Genomic DNA, 16,110 nt, shown 5'->3' on the forward strand with positions numbered 1-16,110 from the left:
TCGGGCCAGAGATCTGTAGGTTTCCTACAACTCGGTCGAGGCGGCGCCGGTCGTACGGGGGATGCGACCTGACGGCTCGGGTGCTACTCGTCCGTATGCCAGCGCGAGGCGCACCGTCTGTGCGTCGTGGGGTTCGGTGAGGTCGTAGCCGATCGTGTCGGCGATCTTGCCGAGCCGGTATCGCACGGTGTTGGTGTGGACGAAGAGGACCCGCGCCGTGCCCTCGAGGCCGAGCCCGCCATCGAGGTAGGCCGCCGCGGTCTCGAGCAGGTTGCCGCCGCCACTCGCTGACAGTGGCGCATATACACGGGACACGAGGGCTGCTCGCGCCGGAAGGTCTCCAAGGAGTGCTCGCTCTGCCAGCAGGTCGTCGCTGAGGACGGGGCGTGGTGCGGTCGGCCACGCCGGCGCCGCGGTGTGGCCCGAGAGCGCGGCCCGCGCACTGCGCCCTGCGGCATACAGGTGCGGGACAACGGGACCCACGACGATCGGGCCCTCTCCGAAGTGTTCGCCCAGGTGCGACGCAGTCGTCAGGGCATCGGTGACTCGGCCAACGATGCTGACGATGCGCCGGCCGTGGATCGCGACGAGCACCTCGACGTCGTGACGCTTGGCGGCCCGGTGCAGCTGGTCCATCACCTGTGCCGTGCCTTCGCCGGGGGTGGATCCGACGATCACGCACACGTCGGTGGTCGTGCCCCATCCCAACGCCGACGCTCGTGACTGCATGGAGTCATCGGCCTCGCCGCGGATGACGGCGTCGACGACGAGGGCCTCGAGGCGCGCATCCCAGGCGCCGCGGGCCTCGGCCGCATGGGCATAGACCTCGGCGACGGAGAAGGCGATCTCGCGGCTGTAGCGCAGCACGGCCTCGCGCACCTTGGTCTCGTCACCTCGTGCGGCCAGGCCGGCCGACTCCCGCTCGACGACGTCGACGACGGTGCGCATGAGATCAAGGGTCTGGCCGAGGCTGATCGAGCGGGTCAGCTCACGCGGTGCCGTGCCGAAGACGTCCGCGGTGACGTGGGTGTGGTCCTGGCTGCCACTGAACCACTCGATGAACGACTTGATGCCGGCCTGGGCGATGAGCCCGACCCACGAGCGCTCCTCGGGGGGCAGCGCGCGATACCACTCGTGGTCGCTCTCCATCTGTTGCACCGCGGCCGCGCCAAGGTCACCGGCGGTGCGTTCGACCCGGCGTCGTGTCGCTGCCGAAGGACGCGTTCTCGAGGTGGCCACCTCGCGAGTCTATTTGTATGCCGAGCACAACCACACGGCATACACCTTGGTGTCCGTGGGGCGGGCCTTCAGGCCTGCCAGCCGAGGAGCTGTTCGCCGATCGTGAGGGTGGCGATCCACACTCCGCCGGCGACGAGTGGAAGCAGGAGGACGACCCACGGTCGTCGGGTGAACCAGCGCACCGACACGACGGCCAGCGCTGCCCAGAAGAGAAGAAGGAGGACGATCGCCCACAACGGCGCCGCCAACCCCGACGCCACATAGAACGGCAGAGCCGCGATCAGGCCCAGCACTCCGACCGTTGCCACGACCCGCTCGAGAACTCGCCGTCCGTCCATCCCTCCAGCATCCACCGTGATGGGGCGCCGTGGGCCGGAATCAGTCGGTGCCGAACTCCATGGCCGCACGGTCGAGCGCGTCGTCGTCGGGACCGCCATCGACGGGGTTGTCGGCGATCCGGTCGTAGCCGCCGACCGGCAGCTCGCCGAACAGTGTGCCGTTCTCGACAAGGAGTTGCCCCTGATCGACGGGCTGGCCCGCGTAGATCTCGAGCTTGGCCCGGCTGTCGGCGATGTCGAGGTTGCGCATGGTCAGCTGGCCGATCCGGTCCAGCGGCCCGAACGCGGCGTTCTCGACGCGCTCCATCGACAGCTTGTCGGGGTGGTAGCTGAAGTTCTCTCCGGTCGTGTTGACGATCGAGTAGTCGTCCCCGCGCCGCAGCCGCAGCGTGACCTCGCCCGTGACGACCGACGCGATCCACCGCTGGATGGCCTCCCGCATCATGAGCGACTGCGGGTCGAGCCAGCGTCCTTCATAGAGCAGCCGGCCGAGACGGCGGCCCTCGGCGTGGTAGTTCGCGATGGTGTCCTCGTTGTGGACGGCGTTGAGGAGGCGCTCGTAGGCGATGTGGAGCAGGGCCATGCCCGGCGCCTCGTAGATGCCGCGCGACTTCGCCTCGATGATGCGGTTCTCGATCTGGTCGGACATGCCGAGGCCGTGGCGACCACCGATGGTGTTGGCGAGGTCGACCAGGGCAACCGGGTCGAGGTCCTCACCGTTGATCGCGACCGGGCGCCCCTGGACGAACCGGACCCTGACGTCCTCCTGCGCGATGACGACCGACTGGTCCCAGTGCTTGACGCCCATGATCGGCTCGACGACCTCCATGGACTCGTTGAGGTGCTCGAGCGTCTTGGCCTCGTGCGTCGCGCCCCAGATGTTGGCGTCGGTCGAGTAGGCCTTCTCGGCGCTGGCCTTGTAGGGCAGGTCGCGCGCGGTGAGCCACTCGCTCATCTCGTGCCGACCACCCAGCTCGCTGACGAAGTCTGCGTCGAGCCACGGCTTGTAGATGCGCAGGTCCGGGTTGGCGAGCAGGCCGTAGCGGTAGAACCGCTCGATGTCGTTGCCCTTGAAGGTCGACCCGTCGCCCCAGATCGAGACGTTGTCGGCCTGCATGGCGCGGACCAGGAGGGTGCCGGTGACGGCGCGGCCCAGGGGAGTGGTGTTGAAGTAGGTCCTGCCGCCGCTGCGGATGTGGAAGGCGCCGCACGCGATCGCGGACAGACCCTCCTCAACGAGTGCGCTGCGGCAGTCGACGAGTCGTGCGACCTCCGCGCCGTACTGTCCGGCGCGCTCCGGCACGGTGTCGATCTCGGGCTCGTCGTACTGCCCGAGATCAGCGGTGTATGTGCAGGGGACGGCGCCCTTCTCGCGCATCCACGCGACGGCGACGGAGGTGTCGAGACCTCCGGAAAAGGCGATGCCGACGCGCTCGCCGACGGGCAGGGAAGTGAGTACCTTGGACACAATGCAAGACTATACAGAGGAACGCATAACCACAAATGCCGGGTATGCCGGCGGGGACAGGTGTCGGAGGTTGGTCACCCTGCGTCCACCTTCTCGACAGGCGGTGTGACCGGCTCCGCCCTACGTTGTGAGTCATGAAGCGATCTCTTGTAGCACTGTCCGTGGCTGCCGGTCTGGCCCTGTCCTCAGCGGCCGCGACCTCCGTGGCCCAGGCCGACGCGCCACCCAAGTCCAACGGCAAGGCGAAGTTCGTCGCGCCGCTCGTCCACGCGCACCGAGGCGCCTCGGGCTACCGCCCCGAGCACACGCTGGCGGGCTATCGACTGGCCGTCCAGCAGGGCGCTGACTTCATCGAGCCCGACCTCACCATGACGAAGGACGGGGTCCTGGTCGTCCGTCACGAGCCGGAGATCAGTGGCACGACGGACGTCGCGTCCCACCCCGAGTTTGCTTCCCGCAAGGTCACCAAGCAGCTCGACGGCGCACCCCTCACCGGCTGGTGGGCGGAGGACTTCACCCTTGCCGAGCTCAAGACCCTGCGGGCTGTGGAGCGACTCCCGGCGCTGCGACCGGAGAGCGCGAGCTACAACGGCCAGTTCGAGGTGCCGACGTTCGAGGAGGTGCTCGACCTGCGCGAGGAGCTCAGCAAGCAGACCGGCCGCACCATCGGCGTCATCCCGGAGATCAAGCACTCGACCTTCCTCCACGACGCCGGGTTCGACCCCGAGGTCGCCGTCATGTCGGCGATCACCGCGCATGGGCTCAACCGTCCCAACGCCGCGCTCTTCGTCCAGAGCTTCGAGCTGACCCCCCTCGTCCGTCTCGATGACGAACTCGGCTTCAAGGCCGGGCTGGTCTTCCTCGTCAGTGGCAGCGGTCGGCCCTACGACCTCGTGGACCAGGGCGACCCCCGGACCTACACCGACCTCCTCACGCCGACCAGCCTCAAGGCGCTCGTCAAGGACGTCGACGGTCTGGGTGTCGACAAGAGCCGGGTCATCCCGCGCAACGCTGACGGCACGCTCGGCACCCCGACCGTCCTCGTCGCCAACGCGCACAAAGTCGGCCTTGACGTCACGCCGTACACCTTCCGCGCCGAGAACTCGTTCCTGCCTGTCGACTACCGGATCGGCACCAACCCGGCGACCCACGGCCGGATGGCTGACGAGGTGACCCGCTTCTTCGAGGCCGGTGTCGACGGCGTCTTCTGCGACCAGCCCGACATCTGCGTCGCAGCCCGTACGGAGTTCCTCGCCCGCTGATCTGACAGATGTCATGCCGAGGACATGTTTCCCGGCACTGACGCTCAACCACCACCAGCGACAACGCTGGAGGTATGAAGCAGACACGCATTCCGGCGATCGAACTGACCGCCCTCACCAAGTCCTTCCCGAGCCGCAGCGGCGCGGTCCGGGCCGTGCGTGGCATCGACCTCACCATCACCCAGGGTGAGGTCGTTGCCATTCTCGGACCCAACGGTGCCGGCAAGACGACCACCCTCGACGTCGTGCTCGGACTCACCGAACCCACGAGCGGCGACGCGCGCGTCTTCGGTTCTCACCCACGCGATGCGGTGCGCGACGGTCGGGTCAGCGCGGTCCTCCAGACCGGGGGCCTCCTGCGCGACCTGACCGTGCGCGAGACGGTTCGGATGATCGCTTCGACGTATGCCGTCCACGCACCTGTCGATGACGTCATCGCCCGTGCTGACCTCGCCGCCGTCGAGGACCGCAAGGTGTCGAAGTGCTCGGGCGGTGAGCAGCAACGTCTGCGCTTCGCCCTGGCCCTGCTGCCCGATCCGGAGTTGCTCATCCTGGACGAGCCGACCGCGGGCATGGATGTCTCGGCTCGGCGCACCTTCTGGGCCGTCATGCACGCCGAGGCCGCTGCCGGCCGCACCATCCTCTTTGCGACGCACTACCTCGAAGAGGCCGACGCCTTTGCTGACCGGATCGTCCTCGTCGCTCGGGGGTGCGTCGTCGCGGACGGGCCGACGAGCGACATTCGCGCTCGGGCAACCGGTCGCGCCGTGACGGCCCGTGTGGACACCGACGCCGTTGCGCAGACGGTCGACGCCCTGCGCGAGCTCGACGTGGTGCGGGACGTCAGGGTCGAGGGTGACCGACTCACGATCACCTCGACCGACTCCGACGTCGTGGCACGCGCACTCCTCACGCGGCTGGGTGCCCGCGAGCTCGAGATCACCACCGGCTCACTCGAATCCGCCTTCATCGCCCTCACCGAGGACCCGGAAGCACACAACACGACCGAACGGGAGACCGCCGCATGAGCACCGTGACCACGAACGCGACGACCAGCCAGCCGACCTCGACCACCTCCACAAACCCCAGGTTGTCCGAACGATCCGGGCGCGACGGCGCACGACGAAGCGGAGGCATCACTACGGCATACCTCGGCCTGGAAATGAAGCGCGTCACCCGCGACCTGGTGACGATGTTCTTCGTCGCCGGACTGCCAGCATTCTTCTTCCTGCTCTTCGGTGCATCGGCCGGCTATTCCGCCGAGGAGGCGGGCAACGGCAATGTCGCGATGTACGTGATGATCTCGATGGCCGCCTACGGAGCGGTGACCGCGACCGTCGGTATCGGCGGGATGGCCGCTGTGGAGCGGATGCAGGGCTGGGGTCGCCAGCTCGGACTCACGCCCCTGCGTGATGGCAGCTATGTCGCGATGAAGGCCATCGTGGCGCTCGCCATCGCGATCATCCCCATCACTCTGGTCTACGTTCTGGGTCTCTTCACGGGCTCGCAGGGCACGCTCATGGTGTGGCTCGCAAGCGCCGCCATCCTCATCGCCGGTGCCGTGATGTTCTCGCTCTATGGGTTGATCTTCGGGCTGGCGTTCCGCAGTGAGGCAGCGGTCAGCGCCGCGTCGGGTTCGCTCGTGGTCCTCGGCTTCCTCGGCAACATCTTCTTTCCGCTGAGCGGCTGGCTGCTCGACGTCGCGCGCTTCACTCCCCTCTATGGATACGTCCAGCTGGCGCGCTACCCGCTCACCGAGGGCATGGTCATGGACACCGAAGGCAACATGTCGCACGAAGCACTGTGGATGCCGCTCGCTAACGTGGCCGTGTGGACAGTGATCTTGGCGATAACCGCAACCTGGCTGGTGCGACGCAGCCGCGGCCGCCAGTGAACACAACCCCGACGCAGGCCCACCCGTGGCAGCGCTACGGGTGGATCATGGGTGGGGTCTGGCTGGTCTTCCTGGCCTTCCCGATCGCAGGTGCCGTCGACAGCGGCGAGAGCCAATTGCGGATCATTGGTTCGCTCGTTCTCTTTGCGACGTTCGCCGCGATCTACATCCACGGATTCATCTCGATGGCACGAGGACTCACCGAGCGCGCGGTGATGCGCAACGGCGCTGCTCACCTGCTCGCCCTGGTCGCCGTCGTCCTCGCGATCTACCTCCTGGTGGGCGCACCGTCCGCAGGCGGTGGCCCCTACCTCGTCTCCCTGGCGATGTTCGTGCTTCCGCTGTGGGCGGCGGTGGGTGTCACGATCCTCGTCATCATGGGGACGCTGGTCATCACGATCCAGGCCGATGCACTGGCCGACACCTGGTACCTCACCGGCATCGTCCTCCTCGTCGCTGTCGCCACAGGCACAGTGCGGTTCATCGAGCGTCGCAGCATGATCCACGACGAGCTGGCAGCAGAACTCACCGTCGCCACGGAGCGCGACCGGGTGGCCCGCGACGTGCACGACGTCATCGGCCACACGTTGACGGCAATGAGCCTCAAGTCCGATGTCGCCGAGCGTCTGATCACCACGGATCCCGAGCGCGCCCGCCGCGAGATCGCCGAGGTCGGGGTCCTGAGCAGGCAGGCGCTTGCTGAGGTCCGGGCGGCGGTCGGCGGTTTGCGCACCGCGAGCCTTGGTGACGAGATCGCCTCTGCCGAGCGGGTCCTCGCTTCAGCGGGTATTGCAGCGGAGATGCCGACGGACCTCGCCGTCGTCGATCCGCGACACCGCGCCGTCCTGGCCTGGGTGCTGCGCGAAGCCGTCACCAACGTTGTTCGGCACAGCAATGCCTCGGTATGCCGTGTGGTCCTGGGTGCGTCGACGCTCAGCGTCGAGGACGACGGCCGGGGTCCGTCAGGTCTGCGGGAGGGCAACGGGCTGCGCGGGGTGCGCGAACGCGTCGACATGGCCGGGGGAGTCGTGCAGATCAGCGACGCAGCCCCGGGGACCCGTCTGCTGGTGACGCTGTGACTTCTGGTGATGCTGTGATCCGTCTGCTCGTCGCTGACGACCAGGCGTTGGTCCGCGGCGCGATCGTCACGTTGCTCGGTCTCGAGCCCGACTTCGAGGTGGTCGCCGAGGCCGGTCGCGGCGACGAGGTGCTTGACCTCGTCCACGAACATCGAGTGGACGTCGCCCTGCTCGACGTCGAGATGCCCGGTCTGGACGGCATCGAGGTGTGCCAGGCCCTGACCAAGGCGGGCAGTCCGGTGAAGGCACTCATCGTCACGACGTTCGGCCGGCCGGGTTTCGTTCGTCGGGCCCTCGAAGCCGGGGCTGCCGGGTTCGTCGTCAAGGACACGCCTGCCTCTGAACTCGCGGAGGCCGTGCGGCGGGTCCACGCCGGGGAGCGGGTCGTCGATGGTGCGCTCGCGGCCGAGTCCCTGATCGAGGGCGCCAACCCGCTCACTGCGCGCGAGCAGGACGTGCTGCGAGCCGCACTGGGTGGAGCCACCATCTCGGTCGTGGCCCGCAGCGTGCACCTGTCCGAGGGGACCGTGCGCAACTACTTGTCGTCAGTCATGACCAAGACCGGGACGGCGACGCGGGTCGAGGCAGCCAGCCACGCACGCGATCGCGGCTGGCTCTGACTGAAACCTTGATTCCCACTTATTGCGAGTTACGCGCACTCGCTGGAGCTCGCGCGCGTAACTAGCAATAAGTGGGTCTCTCAGCTGTCGCCGCCCTCGTTGCCGCTCGTGCCGGCGCGGACGTCGAGGAGGTCGTACTTCTCCGCGGCCTTGCCGGGAACGTCAGCCGGGACCTCACCTCGTGCCGCGAGCACCTGCAGGGTGCGCACCACGAGCGAGGGACCATCCACGTGGAAGAAGCGCCGCGCCGCCGGTCGGGTGTCGGCGAAGCCGAAACCGTCAGTGCCGAGCGAGTGGAAGTCCCCGGGGACGTACTGGGCGATCTGGTCGGGCACAGCCCGCATGTAGTCGGAGGTCGCGAGCACCGGACCCTCGGCGTCCGCCAGCTTCTGCGTCACGTAGGGCACGCGAGCTTCGTTCTCGGGGTGAAGGAAGGCATCCTCCTCCGCAGCGAGACCGTCGCGGCGCAACTCACCCCACGAGGTCACGGACCACACGTCGGCGGCAACGCCCCAGTGGTCGGCGAGCAGCCGTTTGGCCTCGAGCGCCCACGGCACACCGACGCCGGACGCCAAGAGTTGCGCGCGGGCTGGAGTGTGGGTCCAGCCGGAGGTGTCGGCCTTGTCGAGGAGATACATGCCGCGCAGCACACCGTCGATGTCGAGGTCCTCGGGCTCCTTGGGCTGAACGTTGGGCTCGTTGTAGACGGTGAGGTAGTAGATGACGTTCTCGGGATCATCGCCGTACATCCGCTTCAGCCCGTCGCGCATGATGTGCGCGATCTCGTAGCCGTAGGCCGGGTCGTAGGTGATGACGCCCGGATTCGTCGACGCCAGCAGCGGCGAGTGCCCGTCAGCGTGCTGGGTGCCCTCACCGGTCAGCGTCGTGCGACCCGCAGTGGCTCCGATGAGGAAGCCGCGGGTGAGCTGGTCGGCGGCCGCCCAGATCGAGTCACCGGTGCGCTGGAACCCGAACATCGAGTAGAAGACGTAGATCGGGATCATCGGCTCGCCGTGGGTCGAGTAGCTCGACCCGGCCGCCGTGAACGCCGCGACGGACCCCGCCTCGTTGATGCCGGCGTGGAGGATCTGACCCGAGACCGACTCGCGATAGCTGAGCATCAGGTCGTGGTCGACGGGGGTGTAGTTCTGCCCGTGCGGGTTGTAGATCTTGAGCGTCGGGAAGAACGAGTCCATGCCGAACGTGCGTGCCTCGTCGGGGATGATCGGCACGATCCGCTTGCCGAACTCCTTGTCTCGCATGAGGTCCTTGAGCAGCCGGACGAACGCCATGGTCGTGGCGATGGTCTGCTTGCCCGAGCCCTTGCGGACCTGCGCGTAGGCCTCGTCGCCGGGCAGCGACAGCTGGGTGTACTTGCTGCGGCGCTGAGGGATCGACCCACCGAGAGCCCGACGGCGCTCGAGCATGTACTCGAGCGTCGAGTCGTTCTCACCGGGGTGGAAGTACGGCGGCTGGTAGGGGTCCTCGTCGATCTGGGCGTCCGTGATGGGGAGCCGTAGCTGGTCGCGGAAGCCCTTGAGGTCCTCGACCGACATCTTCTTCATCTGGTGCGTGGCGTTGCGACCGGCGAAGCCCTTGCCGAGGCCGTAGCCCTTGATGGTGTGGGCAAGGACGACCGTCGGCTGACCTGTGTGATGGACCGCAGCCTGGTAGCCGGCGTACACCTTGCGGTAGTCGTGCCCACCCCGCTGCAGGTCGTGCCAGATCTGCTCGTCGGTCAGTCCCTCGACCATCTTGCGGGTGCGGGGGTCGCGCCCGAAGAACTCCTCCCGGACGTAGGCGCCGTCGTTGGCGCGGAACGTCTGGTAGTCGCCGTCGGTCGTCGTGTTCATGATGTGCTTCAACGCGTGGTCGCGGTCCGCTGCGAGCAGCGGGTCCCACCCACGACCCCAGATCACCTTGACGACGTTCCAGCCGGCGCCGCGGAAGCCCGCTTCGAGCTCCTGGATGATCTTGCCGTTGCCTCGCACCGGTCCGTCGAGGCGCTGCAGGTTGCAGTTGACGACGAAGGTGAGGTTGTCGAGCTCCTCGTTGGCCGCGAGCTGGAGCAGACCACGCGATTCGGGCTCGTCCATCTCGCCGTCGCCGAGGAAGGCCCACACCCGCTGCTCGGACGTGTCCTTGATGCCTCGGTTGTGGAGGTACTTGTTGAACTGCGCCTGGTAGATCGCGTTCATCGGCCCGATGCCCATCGACACCGTGGGGAACTGCCAGTAGTCCGGCATCATCCGCGGGTGCGGGTAGGACGAGAGGGCCCGGATCTTGCCGTCGACGATGTGGCTCTTCTCCTGGCGGAAACCGTCAAGGTCGGTCTCACCGAGGTGGCCTTCGAGGAAGCTGCGGGCATACATCCCGGGAGAGGCGTGGCCCTGGTAGAAGATCTGGTCTCCACCGCCGGGGTGGTCCAGGCCGCGGAAGAAGTGGTTCATGCCGACTTCGTAGAGCGTGGCCGCGGAGGCGTAGGTAGAGATGTGCCCGCCGACGGAGACCCCGGGCCGCTGGGCGCGGTGCACCATGACGGCGGCGTTCCAACGGATCCAGCGGCGGTACTGCCGTTCAACCTCTTCGTCACCGGGGAACCAGGGCTCTTGCTCCTGGTCGATGGTGTTGACGTAGTCGGTCGCCGTGAGCGATGGGACACCGATCTGGCTCTCGCGCGCCCGCTCGAGCAGACGCAGCATGAGATAGCGCGCCCGCTTGCGGCCGCCCTCGTCGATCACCTGGTCAAGCGATGCCAACCACTCCGAGGTTTCCTCGGGGTCGATGTCGGTGAGGCTGCTGGGAAGGCCATTGAGAATTGGTCCGGCTTCCTCGCGAAACGTCACGACGATGTCCCTTCTTCTACGGATTCGACCCAATGGGGCCGACCTATCCATCCTTCCACTGAGAGTGGCGACGGTCACAGTCGGGTTCACATGGCAAGCACCCTGGGGTCGACTGGCAGGCTGGGGTCATGACCACCGAGCTCGACCCGACCGCCGTGACCCTCAGGGGCGACGAGCTGCCGTGGCGTCCAGTCAGCCCGGCACTGCGCACCGTCCGACTCATCACCCTGTTTGCGTGGATGGTGCCGTTCCTCGTGGCCTTCGCTGTTCTCGGGGTGCTCGTGTCGTCCTGGTTCTGGATCGGCGCAGGCGTGACCGCGGGCCTCATCGTGTGGGGCGCATGGCTCATCGTCCGCCAGGTCTCGGCGATCTCGTGGATCGAGCTGCCCGACGAGATCGTCATCCGCAAGGGACGCCTCTTCCGGTCTCTGGTGAGCATTCCCTATGGCCGACTCCAGTACATCGACGTCGAGTCCGGTCCACTCATGCGTTCACGCGGCATCGCCTCCTGCGAGTTCCACACCGCCTCTCCCGAGAGCGGTGGAACCCTTCCGGGCTTGCCTGTTGACGAGGCCGAGGCCCTGCGTGGTCGGCTGGCCGCACACGGCGAGGCTCAGCGAGCGGGCCTGTGACACAGCCTGATTCGGCTTCTCCGTTGCCGCTGCCGGCACCGTCCTCGGCGGGTCGTGATCTTGAGCTGAGCGAGTGGCAGCACCTTCACCCTTTGTCGCCCATCGTGCGTGGCGGTGTGGTCGGCGTTGCGATCCTCGGGTATGCCGCGACGCAGTTCGTCGACGACCTCTTCCGTGGGATGGGTGGCGGGGACGACGGTGGAAAAGAGGAGGCGGACCAGGGCATTCGCGAGGGTGTCGGGCTGCTGTTCGACCACTCGCTCATCGCCAGCGCGGTGATCCTGACGGCACTGTTGCTGATCGGCCTCGTCGGCTACTTCTCCTGGCGCTTCGCGAAGTTCCGGGTGGCTGGCGGGCAGATCGAGTTCCGCAAGGGCTGGCTCTTCCGTGAGCACCGACAGGTCCCCCTCGAGCGGGTCCAGGCGATTGAGATCAGCAGGCCCCTGCTCGCGCAGCTCACCGGCCTCTCGCAGGTCATCGTGCAGTCCGCAGGCGGCGGAGACTCGCAGCTCAAACTCGCGTTCCTTCGCACTGGCCGTGCCGACGAAGTGAGGGGCGAGCTGCTCGCCCTTGCGGGTCGTCGCGACGAGGCCCGCCCTGCTCGGAGCGTGGGCGTCGACGACGGAGCCGATACCGAAGACGTATCCGACGGCATGGTCGAAGCCCACCGCGCGCCACTCAGCACTGACGAGGGCCGCGAAGTCCTGCGGGTGCCGAACTCCCGCCTCTTTGTCGCCACCATCCTTCACGGCGGAACGATCTTCCTCGGGGTCATGGCGCTGCTGACCGGAAGTATCGCGCTCGCGGCGTACGGGTCGAGGTTCGAGGCCCTGACAGGGGCGGCCATTGCGCTCCCAGCTCTTGGCCCCCTCGCTTTCGGCATCGCAGTCAACCGCATCGGCGAACTGCTCAAGCACGGCAACTTCCGCCTCGCCGAGACCGGAACGTCGGCGCGGATCCAGCACGGACTCACCGACAAGCGGACGACGACCATCCCGCTCCACCGCATCCAGGCGGTCGGGATGGTGCAGCCGCTCTGGTGGCGGCCGCTGGGTTGGTGGCGGGTCAAGGTCAACGTCGCCGGCATCGCAAGCGACCCGACCAACAACACAGACAACGAGACGACGGCGCTCCCCGTCGGCACGCTCGACCAGGCACTGGACGTTCTCACCCTCCTCGATCCAGCGCTCTCAGAGGCAGACCTGCGCCGGGCCGCGCTCGGTGAGGGCGAGGACGGGGGCTGGACACTCGTGCCGCCACGGGCGAGACGGTTCGACTGGCTCAGCTGGAGGCGTTCGGGCTTTGCGGTGTCACCACATTCCGTCATGGTCCGAGCAGGACGGTTGTCCCGCCGCGTCTCGGTCATGCCCCACGCTCGCGTTCAGTCGCTCACCCTGGCGCAGGGGCCGCTCGACCGACGCCTCGATCTTGCGACCGTCACCCTCGTCTCGACCCCAGGACCGGTGGATGTGGCTGTTCCCCACCTCGACCTGCAGACGGCCACCCGGCTGCTCCGTGACGAGGCGGCACGAGCGCGTGTCGCGCGAGAATTCTCACGAAGCGCTTGCACCAGCGACGATGTTCCTAGTCAACTAGTGGCTCGAGTAGTTACTCCAGAAGAATCCGACGAGAGGTAGTCCCCCCGTGAACACCGCTGCACCACCGCCTGCCGACCCCGGGCCCGATGGCTCAGGTGCCGTCGAGCGCCTCGGCTTCGCTGCTGAGCAGATCGTGCAGGAGTTCGGTTGGGACGATGACGTCGACAACGACTTCCGCTTCGCCGTCGAGCGCGTCATCGGTTCCGACCTCGAGGACGAGGACTACACCGGCGAGACCGACGCGGTCGTCTTCTGGTGGCGCGCTGATGACGGCGACCTCACCGATGCGCTGGTCGACCTGGTCGGGGTTCTTGGTGAGGGCGGCTTCGTCGTTGCCCTCACCCCCAAGGACGCCAAGGACGGTGCGGTCGATGCCGCCGAGATCGACGAGGCCGCGGCCACCGCCGGTCTCCACACCGCAGGTGCCTTCCACGCCTCGGCGAACTGGCGCGCCACCAAACTGGGTGCACCCAAGGGGCGGCTCTGATTGCCCTGCGGCAGAATGCAGGGCATGACGGACGCCATGTCGGGCCTTGAGGTAGGGCAGTACGCCCCGCACTTCAGCCTGCGCGACCAGAATGGTGCCCAGGTTTCCCTCGCCGATCATCTGGGGCGGCGCAACGTCCTTCTCGTCTTCTATCCGTGGGCGTTCTCGGGAATCTGCACCGGCGAGTTGACCGAGATCCGCGACGATCTCGGGAGATTCGTCACTGAGGACGTGCAGGTCCTCACGATTTCGTGCGATGCGATGTTCTCGCTACGTGCCTACGCCGATCGCGATGGCTACTTCTTCCCACTGCTCTCCGACTTCTGGCCCCATGGTGAGGTCGCCAAGGCCTACGGCGTCTTTGACGAGAAGGTCGGGGTCGCGCGCCGGGGCACGTTCCTCATCGATCGGGAGGGCATCATCCGTTGGTCCCTCGTGTCCGGCATCGGTGAGCGACGTGACTTCAGCGGCTATCACGCCGCCATGTCCCACGCCTGACCCGCTGCGGGGTCACGGCCTGACAGAATGGGCGACCGATCGCGGCCCACGCCGTGATGGGGCCTGTAGCTCAGTTGGTAGAGCACCGCGTTTACACCGCGGGTGTCGTCGGTTCGAGGCCGGCCGGGCCCACATGACCCTTCTCCTGCGCGATGTCGTCGACGTCCTCGAACGTCTCTATCCGCCACACACTGCGCAGTCGTGGGACCAGGTGGGTCTCGTCACGGGTGATCCCGACCAGCCGATCGAGCGCATCCTGCTCGCCGTCGACCCGACCCTCGCGGTCATCGAGGAGGCTCGTGCGGGCCAGGCGGACCTCCTCATCACCCATCACCCCCTGCTCATGCGGGGCATCCACTCAGTGGCCACGACGAGCGCCAAGGGAGCGAGCGTCACTGGTCTCGTCGTCGGCGACATCGCCCTCTATGTCGCGCACACCAACGCAGACGTCGCGGCCGCCGGAGTGTGCGAAGCCCTGGCGGTCGCGGCCGGCCTGACCGAGACCGAGCCGCTCACCCTTGTCGAGGACCAACCGCTCGGCCGCGTTGGCCGCCTCGCGTCACCGATGACGTTGAGCGACTTCGCGGTCGCCCTGTATGCCGCCCTGCCGGCTGCCGCAGCCGGCCTGCGTGTCGCCGGCCCGGCCGACGCCATGGTCGAGCGGGTGGCCGTGCTCGGGGGAGCGGGGGACGACCAGTTCGACGCGGTGCGTGCCTGCGGCGCCGATGTCTATGTCACCGCCGACCTGCGTCACCACCCAGCACTGGAGGCCCGTGAGGAGGCGCGTGGCGGCACGCCCTATCTCATCGACGCGGGCCACTGGTCGAGCGAGTCCGTGTGGCTGCCAACCGTGCGAGACGCGCTCGGTGCTGCCCTTAGGGTGGACATCGACATCAGCACAGTGCGCACCGATCCGTGGACGTTCACGGTCGGAGCAACGACAGCCGGAGGTATGCCGTGAAAGCCGACCCAGGACAACAGTCCAAGCTCCTCGACCTCCAGGCCCTCGACACCCGCCTGTCGCAGATCGCCCACGCACGCAAGACCCTCCCGCAGCTCGCCGAGATCGCCGACCTCGAGGGCAAGGCCGGGCTTCTCGACGACCAGCTCGTGCGCTCGCGCACCGAACTCAGCGACATCCAGCGCGAGGTCATCAAGGCCGACGGCGACGTGCAGCAGGTGCGCGACCGTGCCACGCGCAACCAGCAGCGTCTCGACTCCGGCGTCGGCACGGCCAAGGACCTCACCGCGATCCAGCACGAGCTCGAGTCCCTGGGCCGCCGCCAAGGTGAGCTCGAAGAGGTCGAACTCGAGGTCATGGAGCGGGCCGAAGCCGTCCAGTCCGACGTGTCCGAGCTCGAGCGGGGCCGTGCCGAACTCTCCGACCGACTCACGGAGCTGGAGTCGGCCCGCGACAAGCGTCTGGCCGAACTCGACGCCGACGCCATCGAGGTCGGGGCTCCGCGCGACGATCTGGTCCACTCGGCGGGAGTCGAACTCGTGGCCCTCTACGACAAGATCCGGGCGACGAGTGGAACGGGTGCCGCTGCGTTGCGTCAGCGCCGCTGCGGCGGCTGTCAACTTGAGCTCAACCCGGTCGCACTACGGGTGATCAAGTCCGCCGCGCAGGACGAGGTCCACCGGTGCGAGGAGTGCCGCCGGATCCTCGTGCGCACGGCGGAGTCCGGTCTCTGAGCCACCTCTCCCCACTGGGACGGACACACCTAGGCTGGCGGCATGACCTATGCCGGTGATGTCACTCCGTCCGAGGCTTTTGCCGCGGTGACCGAGAGCGAGGATGCTGTCCTCGTCGATGTGCGCACGCGCGCAGAGTGGGCCTATGTCGGTGTCCCGCAGGTCGATTCGCATCGTGCGCCGGTGCTGGTCGAATGGCAGCACTATCCCGACGGTGCTCTCAACGACTCTTTCGTCGACGAGCTCAAGGCTGCCGGCATTGTCGAAGGAACCCCCATCTACTTCCTCTGTCGATCGGGTGCGCGGTCGATCTCGGCGGCCGAGGCAGCCACGGCTGCGGGCCTGGGACCGGCATACAACGTTGTTGAAGGCTTTGAAGGTCCGCACGACGCTGACGGCCACCGCACGGTGGCCGGTTGGAAAGTGGCCGGTCTCCCGTGGAAGCAGGGCTGAC

General features: G+C 67.4%; 16 protein-coding genes and 1 tRNA gene. 13 read left to right on the top strand and 4 right to left on the bottom strand.

The features are described 5' to 3' along the window. Positions 1-24: 24 nt before the first annotated feature. From V6K52_RS08705 to argG, 3 genes are all read right to left on the bottom strand, one after another. The gene (locus V6K52_RS08705) at positions 25-1,239 is read right to left on the bottom strand and encodes a helix-turn-helix domain-containing protein (protein WP_353953471.1); all 1,215 of its coding nucleotides are present in this window, start codon (positions 1,237-1,239) and stop codon (positions 25-27) included. 68 nt (positions 1,240-1,307) lie between these two features. After that, positions 1,308-1,577: a hypothetical protein gene (locus tag V6K52_RS08710; RefSeq protein ID WP_353953472.1), complete on the bottom strand. Its 270-nt coding sequence runs from the start codon at positions 1,575-1,577 to the stop codon at positions 1,308-1,310. Between the two features lie 40 nt (positions 1,578-1,617). Beyond that, on the bottom strand, positions 1,618-3,045 hold the full coding sequence (argG, locus tag V6K52_RS08715; protein WP_353953473.1) for an argininosuccinate synthase: 1,428 nt from the start codon (positions 3,043-3,045) through the stop codon (positions 1,618-1,620). Between the two features lie 134 nt (positions 3,046-3,179). Here argG and V6K52_RS08720 point away from each other — a divergent pair, with 134 nt between their 5' ends. The 5 genes from V6K52_RS08720 (at position 3,180) to V6K52_RS08740 (ending at position 7,900) form a co-directional block, all read left to right on the top strand. Then, the gene (locus V6K52_RS08720) at positions 3,180-4,307 is read left to right on the top strand and encodes a glycerophosphodiester phosphodiesterase (RefSeq protein WP_353953474.1); all 1,128 of its coding nucleotides are present in this window, start codon (positions 3,180-3,182) and stop codon (positions 4,305-4,307) included. Positions 4,308-4,381: 74 nt separating this feature from the next. Further along, the gene (locus V6K52_RS08725; RefSeq protein WP_353953475.1) at positions 4,382-5,335 is read left to right on the top strand and encodes an ABC transporter ATP-binding protein; all 954 of its coding nucleotides are present in this window, start codon (positions 4,382-4,384) and stop codon (positions 5,333-5,335) included. Next, positions 5,332-6,201, top strand: coding sequence for an ABC transporter permease (locus V6K52_RS08730; protein ID WP_353953476.1), 870 nt, complete (start codon positions 5,332-5,334; stop codon positions 6,199-6,201). Before V6K52_RS08725 ends, V6K52_RS08730 begins: the two co-directional genes overlap by 4 nt. Then, on the top strand, positions 6,198-7,280 hold the full coding sequence (locus tag V6K52_RS08735) for a sensor histidine kinase (protein ID WP_353953477.1): 1,083 nt from the start codon (positions 6,198-6,200) through the stop codon (positions 7,278-7,280). The genes V6K52_RS08730 and V6K52_RS08735 overlap by 4 nt, the downstream gene beginning before the upstream one ends. Before the next feature lie 14 nt (positions 7,281-7,294). Next, positions 7,295-7,900, top strand: coding sequence for a response regulator transcription factor (locus tag V6K52_RS08740; RefSeq protein WP_353953478.1), 606 nt, complete (start codon positions 7,295-7,297; stop codon positions 7,898-7,900). An 80-nt stretch (positions 7,901-7,980) separates the two neighbouring features. On the opposite strand, the gene aceE is transcribed toward V6K52_RS08740, so the two are convergent. Next, positions 7,981-10,746, bottom strand: a complete 2,766-nt coding sequence (aceE, locus tag V6K52_RS08745) for a pyruvate dehydrogenase (acetyl-transferring), homodimeric type (protein ID WP_353953479.1) — start codon at positions 10,744-10,746, stop codon at positions 7,981-7,983. A 128-nt stretch (positions 10,747-10,874) separates the two neighbouring features. On the opposite strand from aceE, the gene V6K52_RS08750 reads away from it, so the two are divergent. The 8 genes from V6K52_RS08750 (at position 10,875) to V6K52_RS08785 (ending at position 16,109) form a co-directional block, all read left to right on the top strand. Continuing rightward, positions 10,875-11,378 carry a PH domain-containing protein gene (locus tag V6K52_RS08750; RefSeq protein ID WP_353953480.1) on the top strand — a complete coding sequence of 168 codons (504 nt, stop codon included), beginning with the start codon at positions 10,875-10,877 and terminating at the stop codon, positions 11,376-11,378. Between the two features lie 92 nt (positions 11,379-11,470). Beyond that, positions 11,471-13,015 carry a PH domain-containing protein gene (locus tag V6K52_RS08755; RefSeq protein WP_353953481.1) on the top strand — a complete coding sequence of 515 codons (1,545 nt, stop codon included), beginning with the start codon at positions 11,471-11,473 and terminating at the stop codon, positions 13,013-13,015. Between the two features lie 7 nt (positions 13,016-13,022). After that, entirely contained in the window at positions 13,023-13,463 is a 441-nt protein-coding gene (locus V6K52_RS08760; RefSeq protein WP_353953482.1) for a DUF3052 domain-containing protein, read from the top strand. Positions 13,464-13,487: 24 nt separating this feature from the next. Further along, a complete protein-coding gene (locus V6K52_RS08765; protein ID WP_353953483.1) occupies positions 13,488-13,961 on the top strand; it encodes a peroxiredoxin in 474 nt (157 codons plus the stop codon). A 59-nt stretch (positions 13,962-14,020) separates the two neighbouring features. Then, positions 14,021-14,093 (top strand) — tRNA-Val (locus tag V6K52_RS08770). Position 14,094: 1 nt separating this feature from the next. Then, on the top strand, positions 14,095-14,922 hold the full coding sequence (locus V6K52_RS08775) for a Nif3-like dinuclear metal center hexameric protein (protein ID WP_353953484.1): 828 nt from the start codon (positions 14,095-14,097) through the stop codon (positions 14,920-14,922). Beyond that, entirely contained in the window at positions 14,919-15,656 is a 738-nt protein-coding gene (locus tag V6K52_RS08780) for a C4-type zinc ribbon domain-containing protein (protein ID WP_353953485.1), read from the top strand. Before V6K52_RS08775 ends, V6K52_RS08780 begins: the two co-directional genes overlap by 4 nt. A gap of 42 nt (positions 15,657-15,698) precedes the next feature. Next, entirely contained in the window at positions 15,699-16,109 is a 411-nt protein-coding gene (locus tag V6K52_RS08785; protein WP_353953486.1) for a rhodanese-like domain-containing protein, read from the top strand. The last annotated feature ends 1 nt before the right edge of the window (position 16,110 follow it).

The organism is Knoellia sp. S7-12, assembly GCF_040518285.1.
Classification (GTDB): domain Bacteria; phylum Actinomycetota; class Actinomycetes; order Actinomycetales; family Dermatophilaceae; genus Knoellia.

Bases quoted from the DNA above. Each gene is read 5' to 3' on its own strand.
- V6K52_RS08710 (WP_353953472.1), bottom strand. From the start codon at position 1,577: ATGGACGGACGGCGAGTTCTCGAGCGGGTCGTGGCAACGGTCGGAGTG.
- V6K52_RS08720 (WP_353953474.1), top strand. From the start codon at position 3,180: ATGAAGCGATCTCTTGTAGCACTGTCCGTGGCTGCCGGTCTGGCCCTG.
- V6K52_RS08725 (WP_353953475.1), top strand. From the start codon at position 4,382: ATGAAGCAGACACGCATTCCGGCGATCGAACTGACCGCCCTCACCAAG.
- V6K52_RS08730 (WP_353953476.1), top strand. From the start codon at position 5,332: ATGAGCACCGTGACCACGAACGCGACGACCAGCCAGCCGACCTCGACC.
- V6K52_RS08750 (WP_353953480.1), top strand. From the start codon at position 10,875: ATGACCACCGAGCTCGACCCGACCGCCGTGACCCTCAGGGGCGACGAG.
- V6K52_RS08765 (WP_353953483.1), top strand. From the start codon at position 13,488: ATGACGGACGCCATGTCGGGCCTTGAGGTAGGGCAGTACGCCCCGCAC.
- V6K52_RS08775 (WP_353953484.1), top strand. From the start codon at position 14,095: ATGACCCTTCTCCTGCGCGATGTCGTCGACGTCCTCGAACGTCTCTAT.
- V6K52_RS08785 (WP_353953486.1), top strand. From the start codon at position 15,699: ATGACCTATGCCGGTGATGTCACTCCGTCCGAGGCTTTTGCCGCGGTG.